The following is a 16,914-nucleotide window of genomic DNA, read 5'->3' as shown; positions in this document are numbered from 1 at the left end:
TGGCCATCGCCCCTCGATGCCACGCGACTACCGTGATCCATGCAGATCGACCCGCGCGGCCCCCGGTTCGCCGCCGCGCTCACCACCATCGTCCTGTGCTCCGCACTGATCACCGGCAGCAGTTGCGCTGCTCGCCCTGCAAACCGTGATTTTCGCGGTCGGTGCGTTCGCCGGCCTGCTGTACTCTCCGTACGGCTGGCTGTACCAAGTCGCCATTCGTCCCAGGCTCTCCCCGCCGAACGAGCTGGAGGACGCCAGGCCACCCCGTTCCGCCCAGGGCGTCGGCTTCGCCTTCGGCTTCGTCGGCACCGTCGGCTACCTCGCCGATGATCACTGGCTGGGCATGGCCGCGACCGGGCTGGCCCTGGCAGCGGCCTTCCTCAACGCGGCCTTCGGCTACTGCCTCGGTTGCGAGATGTACCTCCTCATCCGCCGCGTCCGAAGCGCCTGAGCACACGCGCCGGCCCGCAACCGTCCCGCCGGACGACGAGACTGCCGATGCGGCGTCGGCTCACCCCGCGGTGTCCGCCTCGCGGGAGGTGAGCAGGGCGTGTACCGCCTCGATGGTGGCGCGGGTCAGGGAAGGGTCGAAGCCGCTGCGGGCCCGGGCGCTGAGGCGGACCGGGGGGACGGCGGGGAGGTCGTGGCGTGGCGTGAGGCCGTCGGGGTACGGGCTGCCGGGGATGGCGAGCAGCGCGGCGCCGAGTCCGGCGCGGGCCGCGTCCAGGACTCCGGCGAGGTACCCGGCCTCGGCGACCACGGTGGCGGGTGTGTGGTGGGAGGCGAGCGCGGTCAGTGCGCGGCGGCGGATCACGCACGGGTCGCTGATGGCGACCAGCGGCAAGGGGGCGGGGGCGGCGGGTGGTTTCCAGCCCGGGGCGGCGTACCAGCGCAGGGGGAGTTCGCCCACCGGGGTACCCGGGGCCTGTGCCGCCTCGGTGACGTAGACGGCGAGGTCGAGTTCGCCACGTGCGACGGCGTCCGTCAGCCGTGCCGAGCGGTCTATGCGCACGCGGACCTCGGCGCCGGGCCGGGTGTCGCGTACGGCCGCGGTGAGTACGGGAAGGATCTGGTCGGCGCCGTGCTCGGTGGCGCCGATGGCGACGGGCGCTTCGTCGGGCCGGTCCTCCCCCATCAGCCGGCGGAGGGCGGCGTCGTGTGCGCCGACGATCTGCTGGGCTTCTTCCAGCAGTCGGGTGCCGTGGGCGGTGAACCGGGTTTTCCTGCCGTCGCGTTCGACGATGGGGCGTCCGAGTGTTTTCTCCAGCCGCCGAATGTGCTGGCTGACGGTGGATTGGCTGAGGGCGAGTGCGCCGGCGGCGCGGTGGAACCCTCCGTATTCGGCGACGGCGATGAGGCTGCGCAACGCCACGATGTCCAGTACCGGCAGCATGTGCGCAGGCTAGCACCGATCGATCGCGAACCACGATCGGTTTTGATGGCAAATCATCGTTGGACGGCCGACTCCGGGCTCGTGCATTCTGAGGTCATGCCACGCACACAGCTCGTGGCGGCCCGTAGGCCGCGCACGCACCGCACCGGCTCCGGGCCTTCGGCCGCCGGACCGGTGGTGTGCCGCGCCACGTGCGCCTGGCTGACCCGGCGACGCGTGGTCGACTTCGGCCGTACCGGCGCCATGCGCTGTCGCTGACCGACGGCTTCCCGGGCGCTCGCCGCCAGGCCTTCGCCCGTTCGCCGCCGCACGTTCGCCGCCGCATGTGCGTCTCCTCGCGCGTCGGCATGTGTTTCCTGCCTTCGCCTCACCCTTTCCCATTCGCGCCTCCGCACCCGCACGGCCGCTCCGCCTCGCTCGTGGGGGGCGGGCGTCGCTGTCGATGAATCGAGTTCTCATGTCCTCTGCTCAGCCTGTCCGCTCATGGGACGAACCAGCCGGAATCGCCCCGCGTGGCACGCTCGTGCTCCTTCCGGGGCGGGGCGAACACGGCGGTGTGTACGAGCGGTTCGGCCACCGGATCTCCGCCGACGGCTATCGCGTCCGTGCCCTGGGGGACGCCTCGTCCGACCCGGAGGCCATCACCGAGACGGCCATCAAGCTGTTGCGCGACGAGACACTCCCCGGCCCTCGGGTACTGGTCGGCTCCGACACCGGGGCGTCCCACGCGGCGCGGCTCGCCGCCCTCGAGCCGCCCGGGCTGGACGCGCTGATCCTCGCCGGACTGCCGACCCGGCCGCACTCCACCGAGGTGGCCGCTTCGGACTGGGAGGACGAACTGGAGCGACGCACCGCCTGCCCCACGCACCGGGGCAGGCTGACCGCCGACGCGGACTTTCGGCGCGGCGCCCTGGCCGGCTCGTCGGCACCGGAGTCGCCGGTGCTGGACGGGATCTCCGTTCCGGTGCTCGGGCTGCACGGTGCCGAGGACACCGTCAGCCCCCTCGGTGAGGTCCGCCATGTGTTCCGCGGCCAGCCCGGCGCGGAGCTGGTGAGCCTGGCCGGCACGCGGCACGACGTCCTCAACGACGTGACCCACCGCACCGCCGCCGCCACGGTGGTCCTCTTCCTGGAGCGGCTGCGGATGGATTCCGGTCTGTCACCCGTCGCCGTCACGGAGGACCTCGTATGAGCACCCCCGTCCTCACCACTCCGGCCGAGCTGTACTCCCGGCTGTTCCACGGTGATCCGGCGCCCGTCGTCCTGGACGTACGGTGGCGGCTCGGCGATCCGCACGGCCATGACCGCTACCTCGCCGGGCACATCCCCGGCGCGGTTCACGTCGACCTGGATACCGAACTCGCCGCTCCCCCCACCCCGGAGAGCGGCCGCCATCCGCTGCCGGACCCCGTCGCCTTGCAGCGGGCCGCGCGCAGCTGGGGACTCACCACCGGCCGGCCGGTGGTGGTGTACGACGACAACGGCAACACCGCCGCCGCTCGCGCCTGGTGGCTGCTGCGGTGGGCCGGGGTCGAGCGGGTCTCGCTGCTGGACGGGGCGCTGGCCGCGTGGCGCGCGGCCGGACTGCCCGTCGAGACGGGCGAGCCCGCCCCGCCGGCCGAGGGGGATGTCGTGCTCATCACGGGGCAACTGCCGGTGCTCGACGCCGACGTGGCAGCCGAGGTGGCGCGCACCGGCGTACTGCTGGATGCGCGGGCAGCCGAACGGTACCGGGGCGAGACCGAGCCTGTCGATCCGCGCGCCGGGCACATTCCCGGCGCCCTGTCCGCACCGACGGGCGACAACCTGGCGCCGGACGGCACATTCCACAGCGCGGAGGAACTCGCGCGGCGCTTCGCCGCGCTGGGCGCCGACGACACGACGAAGGTCGGTGTCTACTGCGGCTCCGGCGTCACCGCGGCCCACACGGTCGCGGCCCTGGCCCGCGTCGGCATCACGGCCGCGCTCTACCCCGGCTCCTGGTCCGCTTGGTCCGCCGACACCGCTCGCCCCGCGGCCGTGGGCGCGACGCCGGGCTGATCCGCCGCCCGCACATCTCCTGTGAACACTTCCCGACCGAGAGGCCGCATCATGCCCTCCCCGCACTCCCCTGTGTCCGGGGCCTCACCGCCCCCGCACACCTCCGCACCCCCACCCCCCGGTGCGGCGGAGGACTCGACTCCGCCCGCCGAGCCCGCCGTTGCGCGGACATCCCGCCCCGCCGCCAGGCGCACCCGGTCCCGGCCCCGCTTGCGGGTGCCGCGCGGGGTCCGGCGGGCCTCCGGGCCCCTCGGGCTGCTGCTGCTCTGGTTCCTGGCCGCCGCTACGGGCGTGCTTCCCGAGTCCGTGCTGGCCTCCCCCATCGACGTCGTGCGGCGTGGGGCGGACCTCATCGGCACCGGTGAGCTGCCGCAGGCCATCGCCGCCTCCGGCCGTCGCGCGGCCCTCGGCTTCCTCATCGGTGCGGCCGTGGCGCTCACCCTGTCACTCACCGCCGGGCTGTTCCGGCTGGGCGAGGACGTCATCGACGCCTCCATGGGCATGTTCCGGGCCATCCCCTGGGTGGGCCTGATCCCGTTGTTCATCGTCTGGTTCGGCATCGACGAAACACCGAAGATCGCGCTGGTGGCGCTCGGTGTCACCTACCCGCTGTACTTCAACATCTACGGCGGCATCCGCTCCGCCGACGCGCAGCTGATCGAGGCCGGGCGGATGGTGGGCCTGGGCCGCATCGGACTGATCCGGTACGTGATCCTGCCGTCCGCGCTGCCCGGCGCGCTGGTCGGGCTGCGATACGCGCTGTCCACCGCGTGGCTGGCCCTGGTCTTCGCCGAGCAGGTCAACGCGGACGCCGGTATCGGCTATCTGATGAGCAACGCCCAGCAGTACTTCCAAACCGACGTCATCGTCCTGTGCCTGGCCGTGTACGCGGTGCTCGGGCTGCTCTGCGACTTCGCGGTGCGGCTGCTGTCCCGGCGGCTGCTGGACTGGCGCGCCTCGTTCGAAGGGGAGGGAGCATGACCGCGGTGAACGGCACGAACAGCGTGGAGGTCCGCGGACTGACCCGCGCCTTCGGTGACAAGACGGTGCTCGACGGGCTCGACATCACCATCCGCGAGGGCGAATTCGTGGCCCTGCTCGGCCAGAGCGGCTGCGGGAAGTCGACACTGCTGCGGATCCTCGCCGGGCTGGACAGCGAGACCGAGGGCGAAGTGGACGTACCGGAGCGGCGCTCGGTGGCCTTCCAGTCGCCACGGCTGATGCCGTGGCTGCGGGTGTGGCACAACGTCGTGCTCGGTCTGCCGCGCGGGGACCGCGCGCTCGCCGAGCGGTATCTGGCCGAGGTCGGCATCGAGGAGTACGCGGGCGCCTGGCCCCGGACGCTCTCCGGCGGTCAGTCCCAGCGCGTGTCCTTGGCCCGTGCGCTGGTGCACGAACCCGAACTGCTGCTGCTGGACGAGCCGTTCGGCGCGCTGGACGCGCTCACCCGCGGCAAGGCGCAGCGGCTGGTGGCCGATCTGTGGCAGCGGCACCGCTGCTCGATCCTGTTGGTCACGCACGACGTCGAGGAGGCGCTGCTGCTGGCCGACCGGGTGCTGGTGATGGACGGCGGGCGCATCGCCTACGAGGCGCGGGTGGGCCTCGACCGCCCGCGCGACCTCGGCTCCCCCGACTTCGTGGCGTTGCGCGGCGAACTCCTGCGACGGCTGGGCGTCGACGACGCCTCGGCGCTTTCGCACCATCGGGAAGAGGTGACCGCATGAACCGCTTGACCTGCTTGAACGCCGGGAACCGCAAGGCTTCGGTCGCGGCGCGCGCGCTCGGCGCCGCGCTGTCGCTCACCGCCCTCCTCGCCACCAGCGCGTGCGCGGGCGACAGCCGGGCGGCGTCCGAGACCGATCCGTCGAAGGTGACACTGACCCTCAGTGACCAGGCCAAGAACCTGAAGACGCTCTTCGACGCCTCCGGCGCCCTCAAGGGAACGCCGTACAAGGTGAAGTGGGCCGAGTTCGAGGGCGCCGCACCGCTGTTCCAAGCCGTGCAGGCCGGGGCCGCCGACACCTCGTACGCCGCCGATCTGCCCACCCTCCAGGCACTCGCCGGCGGGGTACGCGTCAAGGCCGTCGGGGCGCTGCACAACGACGGCACCCACACCGGGATCGTGGTCCGCGAGAACTCACCGGTGAAGAGCGTCAAGGACCTCAAGGGGAAGAAGGTCGTCGTCTCCTCGGCCAAGGGGTCCATCGCCGAGTATCTGCTGGCGCACGCGCTGGAGCAGGCGGGGCTGAGCTACTCGGACGTCCGTGTGCAGTACCTGCTGCCCACCGACGCACAGGCCGCCTTCACCTCCGGCAAGGTCGAGGCGTGGGCCACGTTCGGCGTGTACAAGACGGTGGCCGAGCAGCACGGGGGCCGTCTCCTGGTCAACGGGGCGAACGGGCGGGTCAGCGGCTACGGCTTCATCGGGGCCTCGGAGCAGGCCCTTGAAGTCCCGGCGAAGAAGAAGGCCATCACCGACTATCTGCGCCGGCTCGACAAGGCGCTGGCCTGGTCCCGCCGGCACCCCGCGGAATACGCCAAGGCCATCCAGCACACCAACGGAGCCTCGGCCACGGTGGCCAAGGACTTGGTCGACCAGGCCAACAGCGAACTGCTGCCGGTGAGTGAGCCGGTGATCCGGTCCGTGCAGAAAGTCGGCGACACCATGCACGGCATCGGTGTGCTCACCCCCGAGCCGACCCTCGCCGACCACGTCGACACCAGCCTCGTCAAGGAGTGACCGCAGCCATGCCCGTCGAGTTCATCAGCGCCGTCCACCCCAACCCCGCCACCGAGGGCGACCCCACCGCGGGTTCCGGGATCGATGTGGACTACGCCCGCCGCTACGCCCGGGCTCTGGACGACTCCGGCTTCGACTACACCCTGGTCACCTACCACTCGGCCGCCCCGGACGCGCTGCAGCTGGCCCAGTTCGTCGCCCATCACACCGAGCGCGTCAAACCGGTGCTCGCCCACCGCCCCGGGGTGGTGTTCCCCACCCACGCGGCCCGCGCACTGGCCACGTTGGACCAGATCAGCGCCGGGCGGCTGGTGGTGCACATCATCTCCGGCGGCAACGACGAGGAGCAGCACCGCGAGGGCGACTATCTGAGCAAGAGCGAGCGGTACGCCCGCTCGGACGAGTACATCCGGATCCTGCGCAGGGTGTGGGAGGCCGACGGGCCGATCTCCCACGAGGGCCCGTACTACCGCTTCGAGGGCTTCCGCTCCGATGTCGCCCCGTACCACGGCACCATCCCCATCTCGGTGGGCGGCTCGTCGAGGGACGCGTACCGGGTGGGCGGGCAGCAGGGCGACATCTTCGGGCTGTGGGGCGAGCCGCTGAAGGAGACCGCCGAGCAGATCGCCTCGGTGAACGCGTACGCGGACGCCGCGGGCCGGCCCCGGCCGCGCATCTGGGTGTCCTTCCGGCCGATCATCGCCCCCACCGACGAGCTGGCATGGGAGAAGGCGCACCGCACCCTGGGCGCCGTGAAGGCCAACCACGCCGAGCGGGCCAAGCGCAGGCACTACCCGGCGGTCGGCCAGGGCACCCCGTCCAACGTCGGATCGCAGCGGCTGCTGGCCGTCGCCGAGCGCGGCGAGGTGCACGACCGCTGCCTGTGGACCGCACCCGCCGCGGCCACCAACGCCGCCGGTGCCTCCACGGCACTGGTCGGCTCCCCGGAGACGGTCGCCAAGGCGCTGCTCGACTACGTCGACATCGGCTGTGAGCTGCTGTCCATCCGTGGCTACGACCCGCTCAACGACGCCATCGACTACGGGCGTCATGTACTGCCGCTGGTCCATCAGGAGCTGGCGCACCGCGCCGCCACCTCGGCCGCCTGACGTCCGGCCACCGTCTTCACCCCCTTCACCCCCTTCTCCTCGTCTCACCGTTCTCCTCATGAAAGGCATCACCCGGATGTCCAGGCCACCGGCCCGCTCCCGTCCCCGGCGCGCTCGCGCCCGTACCGCTCTCGCCGCCGTCGTGGCGCTGGCCGCCGGTGCGCTGAGCGCCTGTGGCGGCACCGCGGGCGCGGACGGGGGCGGGAAGGGATCCTCCGTCACCCTCCGAGTCGGTGCGACCGGCTGGAAGGAGGAGGAGGCGCTGCTGAAGTTCGCGCACTTGGACGACACCCCTTACCAGGTGAAGTGGAGCCTGTTCCAGGGCGGCGACAGGCAACTGGAGGCGGTGCGCGCCGGCGCCCTGGACGTGGCGAGTTCCAGCGAGATCCCGCCGGTCTTCGCGGCGGCCGACGGAAAGCCGAACTTCAAGGTCGTCGCCGTGGAGCGCGGCAACACCCTCAACCAGGAGGTCGTGGCCCCCAAGGGGTCCACGATCACCTCGATGTCGCAGCTGCGGGGCAAGAGGGTCGGCTACGTCAAGAACACCACCGCCCACTACTTCCTCTACGAGCTGCTGAAGCGGGCCGGGCTCGGCTGGGACGACATCGAGGCCGCCCCGCTGGATCCCGACAAGGGGATCGCCGCGTTGAACGGCGGTTCCGTCGACGCGTTCGCCGGATACGGCAACGCGGTCATCACCGCCCATCAGCGGGGTGCCCGCACCATCGGTTCCGGCAAGGACATCCTCTCCGGCAACTTCCTGTGGACGGCCTCGGACGACACCCTCGGCGGCGCGGCCCGGCGCGGAGCGCTGGCGGATCTGCTGGCCCGCCTCGACAAGGCGTACGCCTATGTGCGCGACGGGCGCCAGAAGGAATACGCGAAGGTCATCGCCGCCGCCACCCACCAGCCGGTGGATCAGGCGCTGGAGGAGTTCACGGCGGGACAGGCCCAGCGCGGGACCGGGATCCGGCCGGTGAGCCCTGGGGCCACCGCCTCCGAGCAGAAGGTGGCCGACGCCTTCGGTGACCTCGGCGCGGTGAAGCGGAAGCTGACGGTGAGCGAATTCTGGAGCGACCGTCTGACTCCGCTGCTGCGCCGGGAACTCGCCTCATGACCGGCGACTTTCCGTTTCCCGTCCCGGATCTCTCCTCGCTGGCCTCCGTGACGCGACGGCTCGCCGCGACCGCGGCCGCGTACGACCGCGACGGCACGTTTCCGGCCGAGGGGATCCGCGCAGCGCACGAGGCCGGGCTGCTCACCGCCACCGTCGGCGAGCGGTACGGGGGCCCCGCCCTCGGGGTGGCGGACACCGCGCGCATCCTGCACGCGCTCGGCGAAGGCGATCCGTCGGTGGCGCTGATCGCCGCCATGAGCCTCGCCGTCCACCGCCGCCAGGCCATGCGGCCGCACTGGCCGGAAGAGCTCTACGGGCAGGTGCTGGCCGAGGCCGCTTCGCGGCCGGTGCTGCTCAACCACGTCCGTGTCGAGCCCGAACTCGGCTCGCCCGCGCGCGGTGGACTGCCCTCGACGGTGGCCCGGCGCACCCCCGACGGCTGGTCGCTCAGCGGCCGCAAGCGCTTCGCGACCGGTGTGGAAGGGCTGGACTGGCTGCTGGTGTGGGCCACCACGGACGAGCCCACGCCACGGGTCGGCACCTTCGTGGTGCCCGGCACCGCCCCCGGGATCGAGATCACCCACCGCTGGGACCATCTGGGGCTGCGCGCCAGCGGAAGCCACGACATCGCGCTGCACGACGTCGAGATCCCCGAGGGAAACGTCATCGACCTGGCCGGGCACGGCGCCGAGGCGGAGCAGGACAACCGCGCGGGCGCGGCCCTCCACCTGCCGCTCGCCGCCCTCTACCTGGGTGTGGCGCGCGCCGCCCAGGGTTACGTCCACCGCTTCGCCCACGAGCGGATCCCCGCCAACCTCGGCCATCCGGTGGCCCGTACCGAGCGCTTCCGGCGCGTGGCCGGTGAGATCGCTCTGCGGCTGGACTCGGCCGAACATCTGGTGTTCACGGGTGCTGAGCGGGTCGACGGCGCCGACGGTTCGTACGCCCCCGAACACGCGCTGGGCGCCCGGGTCCTGGCGGACCGGCACGCCACCGAGGCGGTCGCCCTGGGGTTGCGGCTGCTGGGGAATCCGGGGCTGTCCCGCGACAACCCCCTGGAGCGCCACTTCCGGGACGTCCAGTGCGCCCCGGTACACGCCCCACAGGAAGACACGGCGCTGCTCGCCATCGGCGCGGTCGCGCTCGGCACAGGAAGTGAGAGGCCGACATGACCGTTCCGCTGTCCGATCCGGACACGGCCGACCGCGCGGGCGGCGCACCCACGCATGCCACCGATACGGATGCCTCCGCCGCGCTGCTGACGGCCCTGCGCCGCGACCTGCCGGACGAGGCGCTGGCCACCGGTTCCGAGGCCACCGGCCGTTACGCCACCGACCGCTCCGGCAGCAGGCCGGACGGCGTCCCGCTCGCGGTCGTCCACGCCACGCGCACCGAGCACATTCAGGCGACTCTGCGGCACGCCCACGACCTACGGGTACCGGTCGTGCCGCGCGGGGCGGGAACAGGGCTGTCCGGAGGGGCGAGCGCGGGGGCGGGCAGTGTCGTCCTCGATCTGTCACGCATGAACCGCATCCTGGAGCTGAGCCCCGAGGAGCAGATCGCCGTCGCCGAACCGGGCGTCATCACCGCCGAACTGGACCGCGCGGCAGGCGAGTTCGGGCTGCGCTACGCACCCGACCCGGCGAGCGCGGCGATCTCGACCATCGGCGGGAACATCGCGACCAACGCGGGCGGGCTACGCTGCGCCAAGTACGGGGTCACCAGGGACGCGCTCCTGGGCCTGGCCGCGGTGCTCGCGGACGGGACACTCGTACGGACCGGACGGCGCACGGTCAAGGGCGTCACCGGCTATGACCTGACCGGCCTGCTCACCGGCTCCGAAGGCACCCTCGGGGTGATCACCGCCGCTACCCTGCGGCTGCGTCCGGTGCCCGAGGAGACGGTCACGGTCGCCGCGTACTTCGCCACGTTCGCTGAAGGCGCCGAGGCCGTCTCCGCGCTCACCGCCGCCCGTGTCGAGCCCGCCATGGCCGAGCTGCTCGACGGCCCGGTACTGGGCGCGGTGGACGATGCCCAGGGCACGGCTCTGCGGTCGCGCGGGGGCGCGCTGCTGCTCCTGCAGTGCGATGGGCGGGGCGCGGCGGCCGAGGCCGAGGCGGCCGTACGGTGCTTGCGCGGACGGGCGACTTCGGTCGAGGTCTCAGGGGATCCGGCCGAGGCGGATCGGCTGCTCGCCGCGCGGCGGCTCGCCCTGCCCTCGCTGGAGCGGCTGGGCCGGGTCCTGATCGAGGACATCGCCGTACCCCGGAACAGGCTGGCCACCGCCGTGCGCGAGATCGACGCCGCGGCCGACCGCCACGGGGTGCGGATCTTCACCTTCGCCCATGCCGCCGACGGCAACCTCCACCCCATTCTCGTTCTCGACCCGGCTCTCCCTGGCATCCCGGACGCCGCCTGGCGGGCCGCGGGTGACATCTTCAGCGCCGCCCTCCGCCTCGGCGGCACGCTCACCGGTGAACACGGCGTGGGCACCCTCAAACGGCGATGGCTCGCCGACGAGCTCGGACCGGACCAGCACCGGCTCCAGCACCGCATCAAGGCGGCCTTCGATCCGCACGGCATCCTCAACCCGGGCAAGGCGCTCTGACTGTTTCCCGTACCCCGCACCGACGATTTCGAGGTGACCTCCATGTCCACCGTCCTGTCCGTCTCCGGAAGCCCCTCCGCCACCTCCCGCACCGCCCGTCTCCTGCGCGGGCTGGACTCCCGGCTCGCCGCACAGGGGCACCAGGTGATCCCCTTGGACGTCCGCACGCTTCCGGCCGAGGCCCTGCTGCACGCGGACTTCGGGCATCCGGAGATCGTCCGCGCCACGCAGCTCGTCGCACGGGCCGACGCCGTCGTCATCGGCACCCCGGTCTACAAGGCCGCGTACTCGGGGCTGCTGAAGTCGCTGCTCGACCTGCTGCCGCAGTACGCGCTGGAAGGCAAGACCGTGCTGCCGCTGGCAACCGGCGGCAGCACCGCTCATGTGCTGGCCATCGACTACGGGCTGCGGCCGGTGCTCGCCTCCATGGGGGCGGCACACATCACGCCGGGCTGGTTCGTGCTGGACAAGCACATCGAAGCCCGGGACGAGGGAGCTGTCGTGGTGGACGCCGTCGCACGTGCAGGACTCGAACAGGTCGTCGACCAGTTCTCGGCGGTGCTGAGCGGCCCGGGTTCCGCCGACGCCGTCGCCGCGTGACCGTGGAACGGCGCGGCTCGTCGTACCCGGCTCAGCGGCGTCGCCACTCCTCGGCGAGCAGTTCGTAGGAGCGCACCCGGTCGGCGTGGCGGTGGGTGATGGTGGTGATGAGCAACTCGTCCGCGCCGGTGGCTTCCTGGAGTCGTTCGAGTTCGTCGGCGACGCGCGCGGGCGAGCCGACGAACTGGGTGTCCACGCGGTCGGCGACCAGCTCCCGGTCCGCTTCGGACCACACGTGGGCGCGGGCCTGTTCGGGGGTGGGAAAGGGAATGGCTCCCTCGGCGGTGCGGATGCTGCGGACCCACAACCCGTAGCCCGTGGCGAACTCGCGGGCGGTCGCGTCGTCCTCGGCCACCACGACATCGGCGGAGACGCTGACGTACGGCTTGTCGAGGACTTCGGACGGCTGGAACGCGGCGCGGTACGCCTCGACCGCCTCCAGGACGGTGGCCGGGCTGACGTGGTAGTTGGCGGCGAAGCGCAGGCCGCCCCGGCCCGCGACCAGCGCGCTCTGCCCGCCGCTGCTACCGAGGATCCACACCTGCACGTCGGCGCCTTCGCCGGGGATCGCGTGTGCTTCGACATCGTCGGCCGACCGGTAGTCACCGCGCAGCAGGGCGAGGATGTCGTCGATCTGTTCGCCGTAGTCCTGGGCTTCGGCGCCCGGCTGCTGGAGGAGTTGCCGCTGGAGCGCGATACGCGGCGATCCGAGCAGTCGCTGGAAGGAGAACTTGGGCGGGATGCGCAGGCCGCCGGGGGTACGTCCGTCGACGACGGGTGTCGTGGTGGGCGGCGCGTCCGCGCTCCGGTCGACGGGGCGCCCGAAGGAGCGGCCGAGCCCCAGGTCGAGCCGTCCGGGGTGCAGGGCGTCGATCAGGCCGAACTCCTCCACGGTGGACAGAGCGGTGCGGTGGCCGAGCTGTACGGCTCCGGAGCCGAGGCGGATCGTGGAGGTGGCGGAAGCGGTCAGGGCCAGGACGACTGCGGGCGAGGTCCCGGCGACGCCCGGGTTGAGGTGGTGTTCGGCGAACCAGTGGCGCGCGTAGCCGAACCGTTCGGCCTGCTGGGCGAGGTCGATGCTGTTGCGCAGTGCGTCGGCGGCGGTGGATCCCGAGGAGACCGGGACGAGGTCGAGGACGGCGAGGGGGATGCCGGACATGGTCGGGGTCTCCTCAGCGGTTGGCGGGCCCGGATGCGGTCTCGGCAGTTGGCCCGGAGGCCGGCTCGGCGGCGGGTCCGGGCGCGGCGAGCACCGGCGCCCAGTCGAACGGCGGATCCGGGATGTCGCGCCGTAGCACGGGCGCGATGTCGGACTGGAAGAGTTCGAGCGAGGCCTGGTGCCGGGCGTCGGTGAGCCCGTCCGCGTCGGCGTGCAGGTGCAGCACGGTGTGTCCGAACTCCTCGTGGTAGCGGTGCACCTTCTCGATCACCTGCTGGGGGCTGCCGATCAGCGCGGAGCTGCGCTCGACGAAGTCCTCCAGGGTCGGGAACACCGACTCCACGCCCATGCGCTTCTGCAGCGCGAGACGGCCTTCGAATACCGGCCGGTAGGCGGCGATGGCCTCCTGTGAGGTGCGGGCGGCGTAGTATCCGGCGGTCCCCGCGCCGACCACGGCCCGGGCGGGGTCGTGGCCGTAGTGGGCCCACCGCTCCCGGTAGTGGCGGATGAGTTCGGCGTACGGCTCGATGGGATGGGTGACGTTGGCCGAGAACAGCGGGTCGCCGTGGCGGGCGGCGAGGTCGACCGACTCGCGGCTGGTGGCGCTGCCGTGCCAGACCCGGATGGGCCGCTGGAGGGGTTCCGGCCACACCTCGGCCTCGGCCAGCGCGGGGCGGAAGCGCGGTGAGGCGGTCACCTTGTCCTCGCGCCACAGTCTGCGGAACAGCTCATAGCTTTCGGCATTGCGGTCCCACTGGTCCTCGGGGGTGACGTGGAACAGCTCGCGCTGGGCGGTGCCGTTGCCCTTGCCGATGATCAGTTCGAGGCGGCCGGCGGACAGGTGGTCCAGGGTGGCGTAGTCCTCGTAGGCCCGCACCGGGTCGAGCAGGCTGAGGGTGGTCACCGCGGTGAACAGCCGGATCCGGGAGGTGAGCGCGGCGAGGTGGCTGAGCACGACCGGTGGCGAGGAGGAGATGAACGGCCGTTCGTGGCGTTCGCCGACGCCGAAGCCGTCGAAGCCGAGCTCCTCCGCCAGCAGCGCGTTGGCGATCACCTCGCGGAAGCGCTCATGGGTCGGCTTCTGTACGCCGGTCACCGGGTCCGGGGCGTGCACGATGAGGGTGATGGCCAGGAACTTCATGACACCGCCCGTTCCCCGTGCGCCCCGGCGCCGGGGTGAGCCAGGCCGAGGTGGTCGCGCAAGGTCGTACCCTCGTACTCGGTGCGGAACACGCCGCGTTCCTGGAGCAGCGGGACGACGGTGTCGGCGAAGACATCGAGGCCGCCGGGGGTGATGTGCGGGACGAGGATGAATCCGTCGGCGGCATCCGCCTGGACGAGGGAGTTGATGGTCTCGGCGACCGTGACCGGGGAGCCGATGAAGGTCTGGCGGTTGCCGGTCTCGATGACGAGGTCCCGGATCGACCACTTGTTGGCCTCCGCCAGCTCCCGCCACTCCCGGGCGACGGCCAGCGGATCGCGGTACATCCGTACCTGGGCGCGGCCGCGGGCGATGGTGTGCTCGCCGGGGTCCGGGTCGATGTCGGGGAGCGGCCCGTCCGGGTCGTACGCGGACAGGTCACGGTTCCAGACGAACTCCAGATGCTTGATCGCGGTGGCGCCGCTGACCTGCTTGCGCCGCACCTCGTGGGCCAGCTCCTGTGCCTCGGCGTCGGTGTCACCGAGGACGAAGGTGGCCGCGGGCAGGATCAGCAGCTGGTCGCGGGTACGGCCGTGGCGGGCGAGGCGGCTCTTGACGTCCGTGTAGAACGCCTGCCCTTCCCTGAGAGTGCCGTGCCGGCCGAAGATCGCGTCGGCGCGGGCCGCGGCGAACTCCCGGCCTTCGTCGGAGTCACCGGCCTGGAAGATCACCGGACGGCCCTGCGGACTGCGCGGGACATTGAACTGCCCGGCGATGTCGAAGTGCTGTCCCTGGTGGGCGAAGGCTCCGGCCCGCGCGTCGTCGAGGAAGGTGCCGGATGCCTGGTCGGCGACGATCTCGTCGCCGCGCCAGGAGTCGAACAGTTCGGTGGCGGTGTCCAGGAACTCCCTGGCCCTGGAGTACCGCTCCTCCTGCGGCAGGAAGCCGCCGCGGCGGAAGTTCTCGCCGGTGAAGGCGTCCCACGAGGTGACGACGTTCCACGCGGCCCGGCCGTCCGACAGGTGGTCGAGACTGGCGAACTGACGGGCCACCTCGTACGGCTCGTTGAAGGTGGAGTTGATGGTGCCGGTCAGGCCGAGGCGGTCGGTGACGGCGGCGAGCGCGGTCAGGACGGTGAAGGTGTCCGGCCGCCCCACCACGTCCAAGTCGTATATTTTCCCGCCCTGTTCGCGCAGGCGCAGCCCTTCGGCGAGAAAGAGAAAGTCGAACTTGGCGCGCTCGGCGGTGCGCGCGAAATGCGCGAACGAGCTGAACTCGATGTGGCTGCCGGCGCGTGGGTCGCTCCATACGGTGGTGTTGTTGACGCCGGGGAAGTGGGCAGCGAGATGGATCTGCTTGAGCGGCTTGCTCATGGTCGGTGGTCCCTCCGACTGCTCAGACGGTGGCGTAGCGGTTGGCGGGGCGCTCGAGCCCCAGCAGCCCGCGCAGGGTGTCGGCCTCGTACGCCGTGCGGAAGGCACCGCGGCGCTGGAGTTCGGGCACCAGTCCGCGGGTGATCGCCTCCAGGTCGTGGCCGATGACACCGGGGCGCAGCCGGAAGCCGGAGAGGCCGGCGCGCTGCCACTCCAGCAGCAGATCGGCGAGCTGCCCGGTGGTGCCTGTGAACACCTTCGCGTCGCTGGTGTACGGGGAGCCGGCCAGGCCGTCCAGACGCTCTCGCCGGCTCGCCGCCGCGCCGGGTTCGTCGTCCAGGAAGACCACCAGGTCGCCGAAGACGTGCAGGGGCTCGTCCGCGCGCCCCGCGTCGGCCTGCGCGGCGCGGATCTCGGCCACGACGGCCTCGGCCTGGCCGGTGTCGTGGGGGGTGACGTATCCGATGTCCGTGGAGCGGCCCACCAGCCGGTACGGCACGCTCTGGTGGGCCAGCGCGGTGACGACGGGCTGCCCCTGGGGCGGCCTGGGGGTGATCGAGGGGCCCTTGACGCTGAAGTGCCTCCCCTCGAAGTCGATGTAGTGCAGCTTGTCGCGGTCGATGAAGCGGCCGGTGGCGACGTCCCGGATCTCCGCGTCGTCCTCCCAGCTGTCCCACAGACGGCACACCACCTCGACGTAGTCGGCGGCCTCCGCGAAGAGTTCGGCGGTCAGCTCCCGGGCGGCCGGAGTGTCCAGGTTCTCGGCGTCGAGGGGCGGGATCGTACGGCGTCCGAAGTGCTCCGCCTCGTGCCGGCGCCTCGAGACCCGGATCCGCAGACCCGCGCGACCAGTGCTGACGTAGTCCAGGGTGGCGATCGCCTTGGAGATGTGGAACGGCTCGGTGTGCGTGGCGACGACGGTCGGCACCAGGCCGATGTACCGGGTCAGCGGCGCGACCCGGGCGGCGATGAGCACCGCGTCCAGCCGGCCGCGGACCTGGTCGGTGCGGTCGTCGGGCTCCGTGCGGTGCGAGGACTGCAGCGCGAGCCCGTCCTCGAAGGTCACGAAGTCGAGCAGGCCGCGTTCGGCCTCGGCGACGAGATCGGCCCAGTAGGTGGCGGTGAACAGGTCCCGGGGCCGGGCCTGCGGTTCGCGCCATGCGGCCGGGTGCCAGCCGGCACCGTCGAGCGCGACGGCGAGATGGAGCGGCGAAGGGTGTGCAGAAGATGCGGACACGACAAGAAGTGCCTTCCTGATCGACCGTAAGGGACCGTCGGCCTCGCTTCAGGGCCGACGGGAGAAACGGATCAGGAACAACACAGGGCGGCGGCCACCCGCTGCAGATCGATGTGGGGCCGGGAGTACAGACGGACACGACGGCGGGGCGCTATGACCAGGACACACAGACAGGTCACCGGCCGCACTCCCCTCACCTCCGCCCCTCCGCCCGCCGGGACCCGGGTCCCGTCCGCGGCTTTCGAAAACGCTACGCAACGCCGCGACGCGGCGCAATCGTCCGACCACGCACACACACCTTGCCGGTTGGCAACAGCACAGCCGGTCCGGCTATTCCGCCGACGGCTCTGCGAAGGTCACCGGGACCGGCAGCACTCCTGCGCCACCGAGACGAAGG

General features: G+C 72.0%; 17 protein-coding genes and 1 pseudogene. 12 read left to right on the top strand and 6 right to left on the bottom strand.

Features of this window, described 5'->3' with window-relative positions:
- The first annotated feature begins 39 nt into the window (after positions 1-39).
- Positions 40-451, top strand: a pseudogene (locus tag ACH4TL_RS37570) (DUF4395 domain-containing protein).
- 60 nt (positions 452-511) lie between these two features.
- On the opposite strand, the gene ACH4TL_RS37565 reads toward ACH4TL_RS37570, so the two are convergent.
- Entirely contained in the window at positions 512-1,393 is an 882-nt protein-coding gene (locus tag ACH4TL_RS37565; protein ID WP_055557746.1) for a LysR family transcriptional regulator, read from the bottom strand.
- Positions 1,394-1,489: 96 nt separating this feature from the next.
- Between ACH4TL_RS37565 and ACH4TL_RS37560 the strand changes: the two genes are divergently transcribed.
- The 11 genes from ACH4TL_RS37560 to ssuE all read left to right on the top strand — a co-directional run bounded on the left by ACH4TL_RS37560 (position 1,490) and on the right by ssuE (position 11,607).
- The gene (locus ACH4TL_RS37560) at positions 1,490-1,651 is read left to right on the top strand and encodes a hypothetical protein (protein ID WP_398327439.1); all 162 of its coding nucleotides are present in this window, start codon (positions 1,490-1,492) and stop codon (positions 1,649-1,651) included.
- 199 nt (positions 1,652-1,850) lie between these two features.
- Positions 1,851-2,585, top strand: coding sequence for an alpha/beta hydrolase (locus tag ACH4TL_RS37555; protein ID WP_398327436.1), 735 nt, complete (start codon positions 1,851-1,853; stop codon positions 2,583-2,585).
- Positions 2,582-3,433, top strand: coding sequence for a sulfurtransferase (locus ACH4TL_RS37550; RefSeq protein ID WP_398327433.1), 852 nt, complete (start codon positions 2,582-2,584; stop codon positions 3,431-3,433). The genes ACH4TL_RS37555 and ACH4TL_RS37550 overlap by 4 nt, the downstream gene beginning before the upstream one ends.
- A gap of 51 nt (positions 3,434-3,484) precedes the next feature.
- Complete coding sequence (locus tag ACH4TL_RS37545; RefSeq protein ID WP_398327430.1) at positions 3,485-4,414, top strand: ABC transporter permease; 930 nt, start codon at positions 3,485-3,487, stop codon at positions 4,412-4,414.
- Positions 4,411-5,157, top strand: a complete 747-nt coding sequence (locus tag ACH4TL_RS37540) for an ABC transporter ATP-binding protein (RefSeq protein ID WP_398327427.1) — start codon at positions 4,411-4,413, stop codon at positions 5,155-5,157. The genes ACH4TL_RS37545 and ACH4TL_RS37540 overlap by 4 nt, the downstream gene beginning before the upstream one ends.
- Entirely contained in the window at positions 5,154-6,173 is a 1,020-nt protein-coding gene (locus tag ACH4TL_RS37535; protein WP_398327424.1) for an ABC transporter substrate-binding protein, read from the top strand. Before ACH4TL_RS37540 ends, ACH4TL_RS37535 begins: the two co-directional genes overlap by 4 nt.
- An 8-nt stretch (positions 6,174-6,181) precedes the next feature.
- Positions 6,182-7,282 carry an LLM class flavin-dependent oxidoreductase gene (locus tag ACH4TL_RS37530; protein ID WP_398327422.1) on the top strand — a complete coding sequence of 367 codons (1,101 nt, stop codon included), beginning with the start codon at positions 6,182-6,184 and terminating at the stop codon, positions 7,280-7,282.
- A 58-nt stretch (positions 7,283-7,340) separates the two neighbouring features.
- Positions 7,341-8,399 (top strand): ABC transporter substrate-binding protein, encoded by a 1,059-nt coding sequence (locus tag ACH4TL_RS37525; RefSeq protein ID WP_398327419.1) that lies wholly within the window; start codon positions 7,341-7,343, stop codon positions 8,397-8,399.
- Entirely contained in the window at positions 8,396-9,571 is a 1,176-nt protein-coding gene (locus ACH4TL_RS37520; protein ID WP_398327416.1) for an acyl-CoA dehydrogenase family protein, read from the top strand. Before ACH4TL_RS37525 ends, ACH4TL_RS37520 begins: the two co-directional genes overlap by 4 nt.
- Positions 9,568-11,007, top strand: coding sequence for an FAD-binding oxidoreductase (locus ACH4TL_RS37515; RefSeq protein ID WP_398327413.1), 1,440 nt, complete (start codon positions 9,568-9,570; stop codon positions 11,005-11,007). The genes ACH4TL_RS37520 and ACH4TL_RS37515 overlap by 4 nt, the downstream gene beginning before the upstream one ends.
- 42 nt (positions 11,008-11,049) lie before the next feature.
- Positions 11,050-11,607, top strand: a complete 558-nt coding sequence (ssuE, locus tag ACH4TL_RS37510) for an NADPH-dependent FMN reductase (RefSeq protein ID WP_398327410.1) — start codon at positions 11,050-11,052, stop codon at positions 11,605-11,607.
- 31 nt (positions 11,608-11,638) lie between these two features.
- On the opposite strand, the gene ACH4TL_RS37505 is transcribed toward ssuE, so the two are convergent.
- The 5 genes from ACH4TL_RS37505 to ACH4TL_RS37485 all read right to left on the bottom strand — a co-directional run bounded on the left by ACH4TL_RS37505 (position 11,639) and on the right by ACH4TL_RS37485 (position 16,696).
- Entirely contained in the window at positions 11,639-12,766 is a 1,128-nt protein-coding gene (locus ACH4TL_RS37505) for an MsnO8 family LLM class oxidoreductase (protein WP_398327407.1), read from the bottom strand.
- A gap of 13 nt (positions 12,767-12,779) precedes the next feature.
- A complete protein-coding gene (locus ACH4TL_RS37500) occupies positions 12,780-13,907 on the bottom strand; it encodes an LLM class flavin-dependent oxidoreductase (RefSeq protein ID WP_398327404.1) in 1,128 nt (375 codons plus the stop codon).
- Entirely contained in the window at positions 13,904-15,280 is a 1,377-nt protein-coding gene (locus ACH4TL_RS37495) for an NtaA/DmoA family FMN-dependent monooxygenase (RefSeq protein WP_398327400.1), read from the bottom strand. The genes ACH4TL_RS37500 and ACH4TL_RS37495 overlap by 4 nt, the downstream gene beginning before the upstream one ends.
- 22 nt (positions 15,281-15,302) lie before the next feature.
- Positions 15,303-16,517, bottom strand: a complete 1,215-nt coding sequence (locus tag ACH4TL_RS37490) for an LLM class flavin-dependent oxidoreductase (protein ID WP_398327397.1) — start codon at positions 16,515-16,517, stop codon at positions 15,303-15,305.
- Between the two features lie 71 nt (positions 16,518-16,588).
- The gene (locus ACH4TL_RS37485) at positions 16,589-16,696 is read right to left on the bottom strand and encodes a putative leader peptide (RefSeq protein ID WP_398327394.1); all 108 of its coding nucleotides are present in this window, start codon (positions 16,694-16,696) and stop codon (positions 16,589-16,591) included.
- Positions 16,697-16,914 lie beyond the last annotated feature (218 nt).

Source organism: Streptomyces sp. NPDC021115, from assembly GCF_044333065.1.
GTDB lineage: Bacteria > Actinomycetota > Actinomycetes > Streptomycetales > Streptomycetaceae > Streptomyces.
Note: the sequence above shows the minus strand (reverse complement) of the source record. Positions and strands in the feature narration are given on the sequence as shown.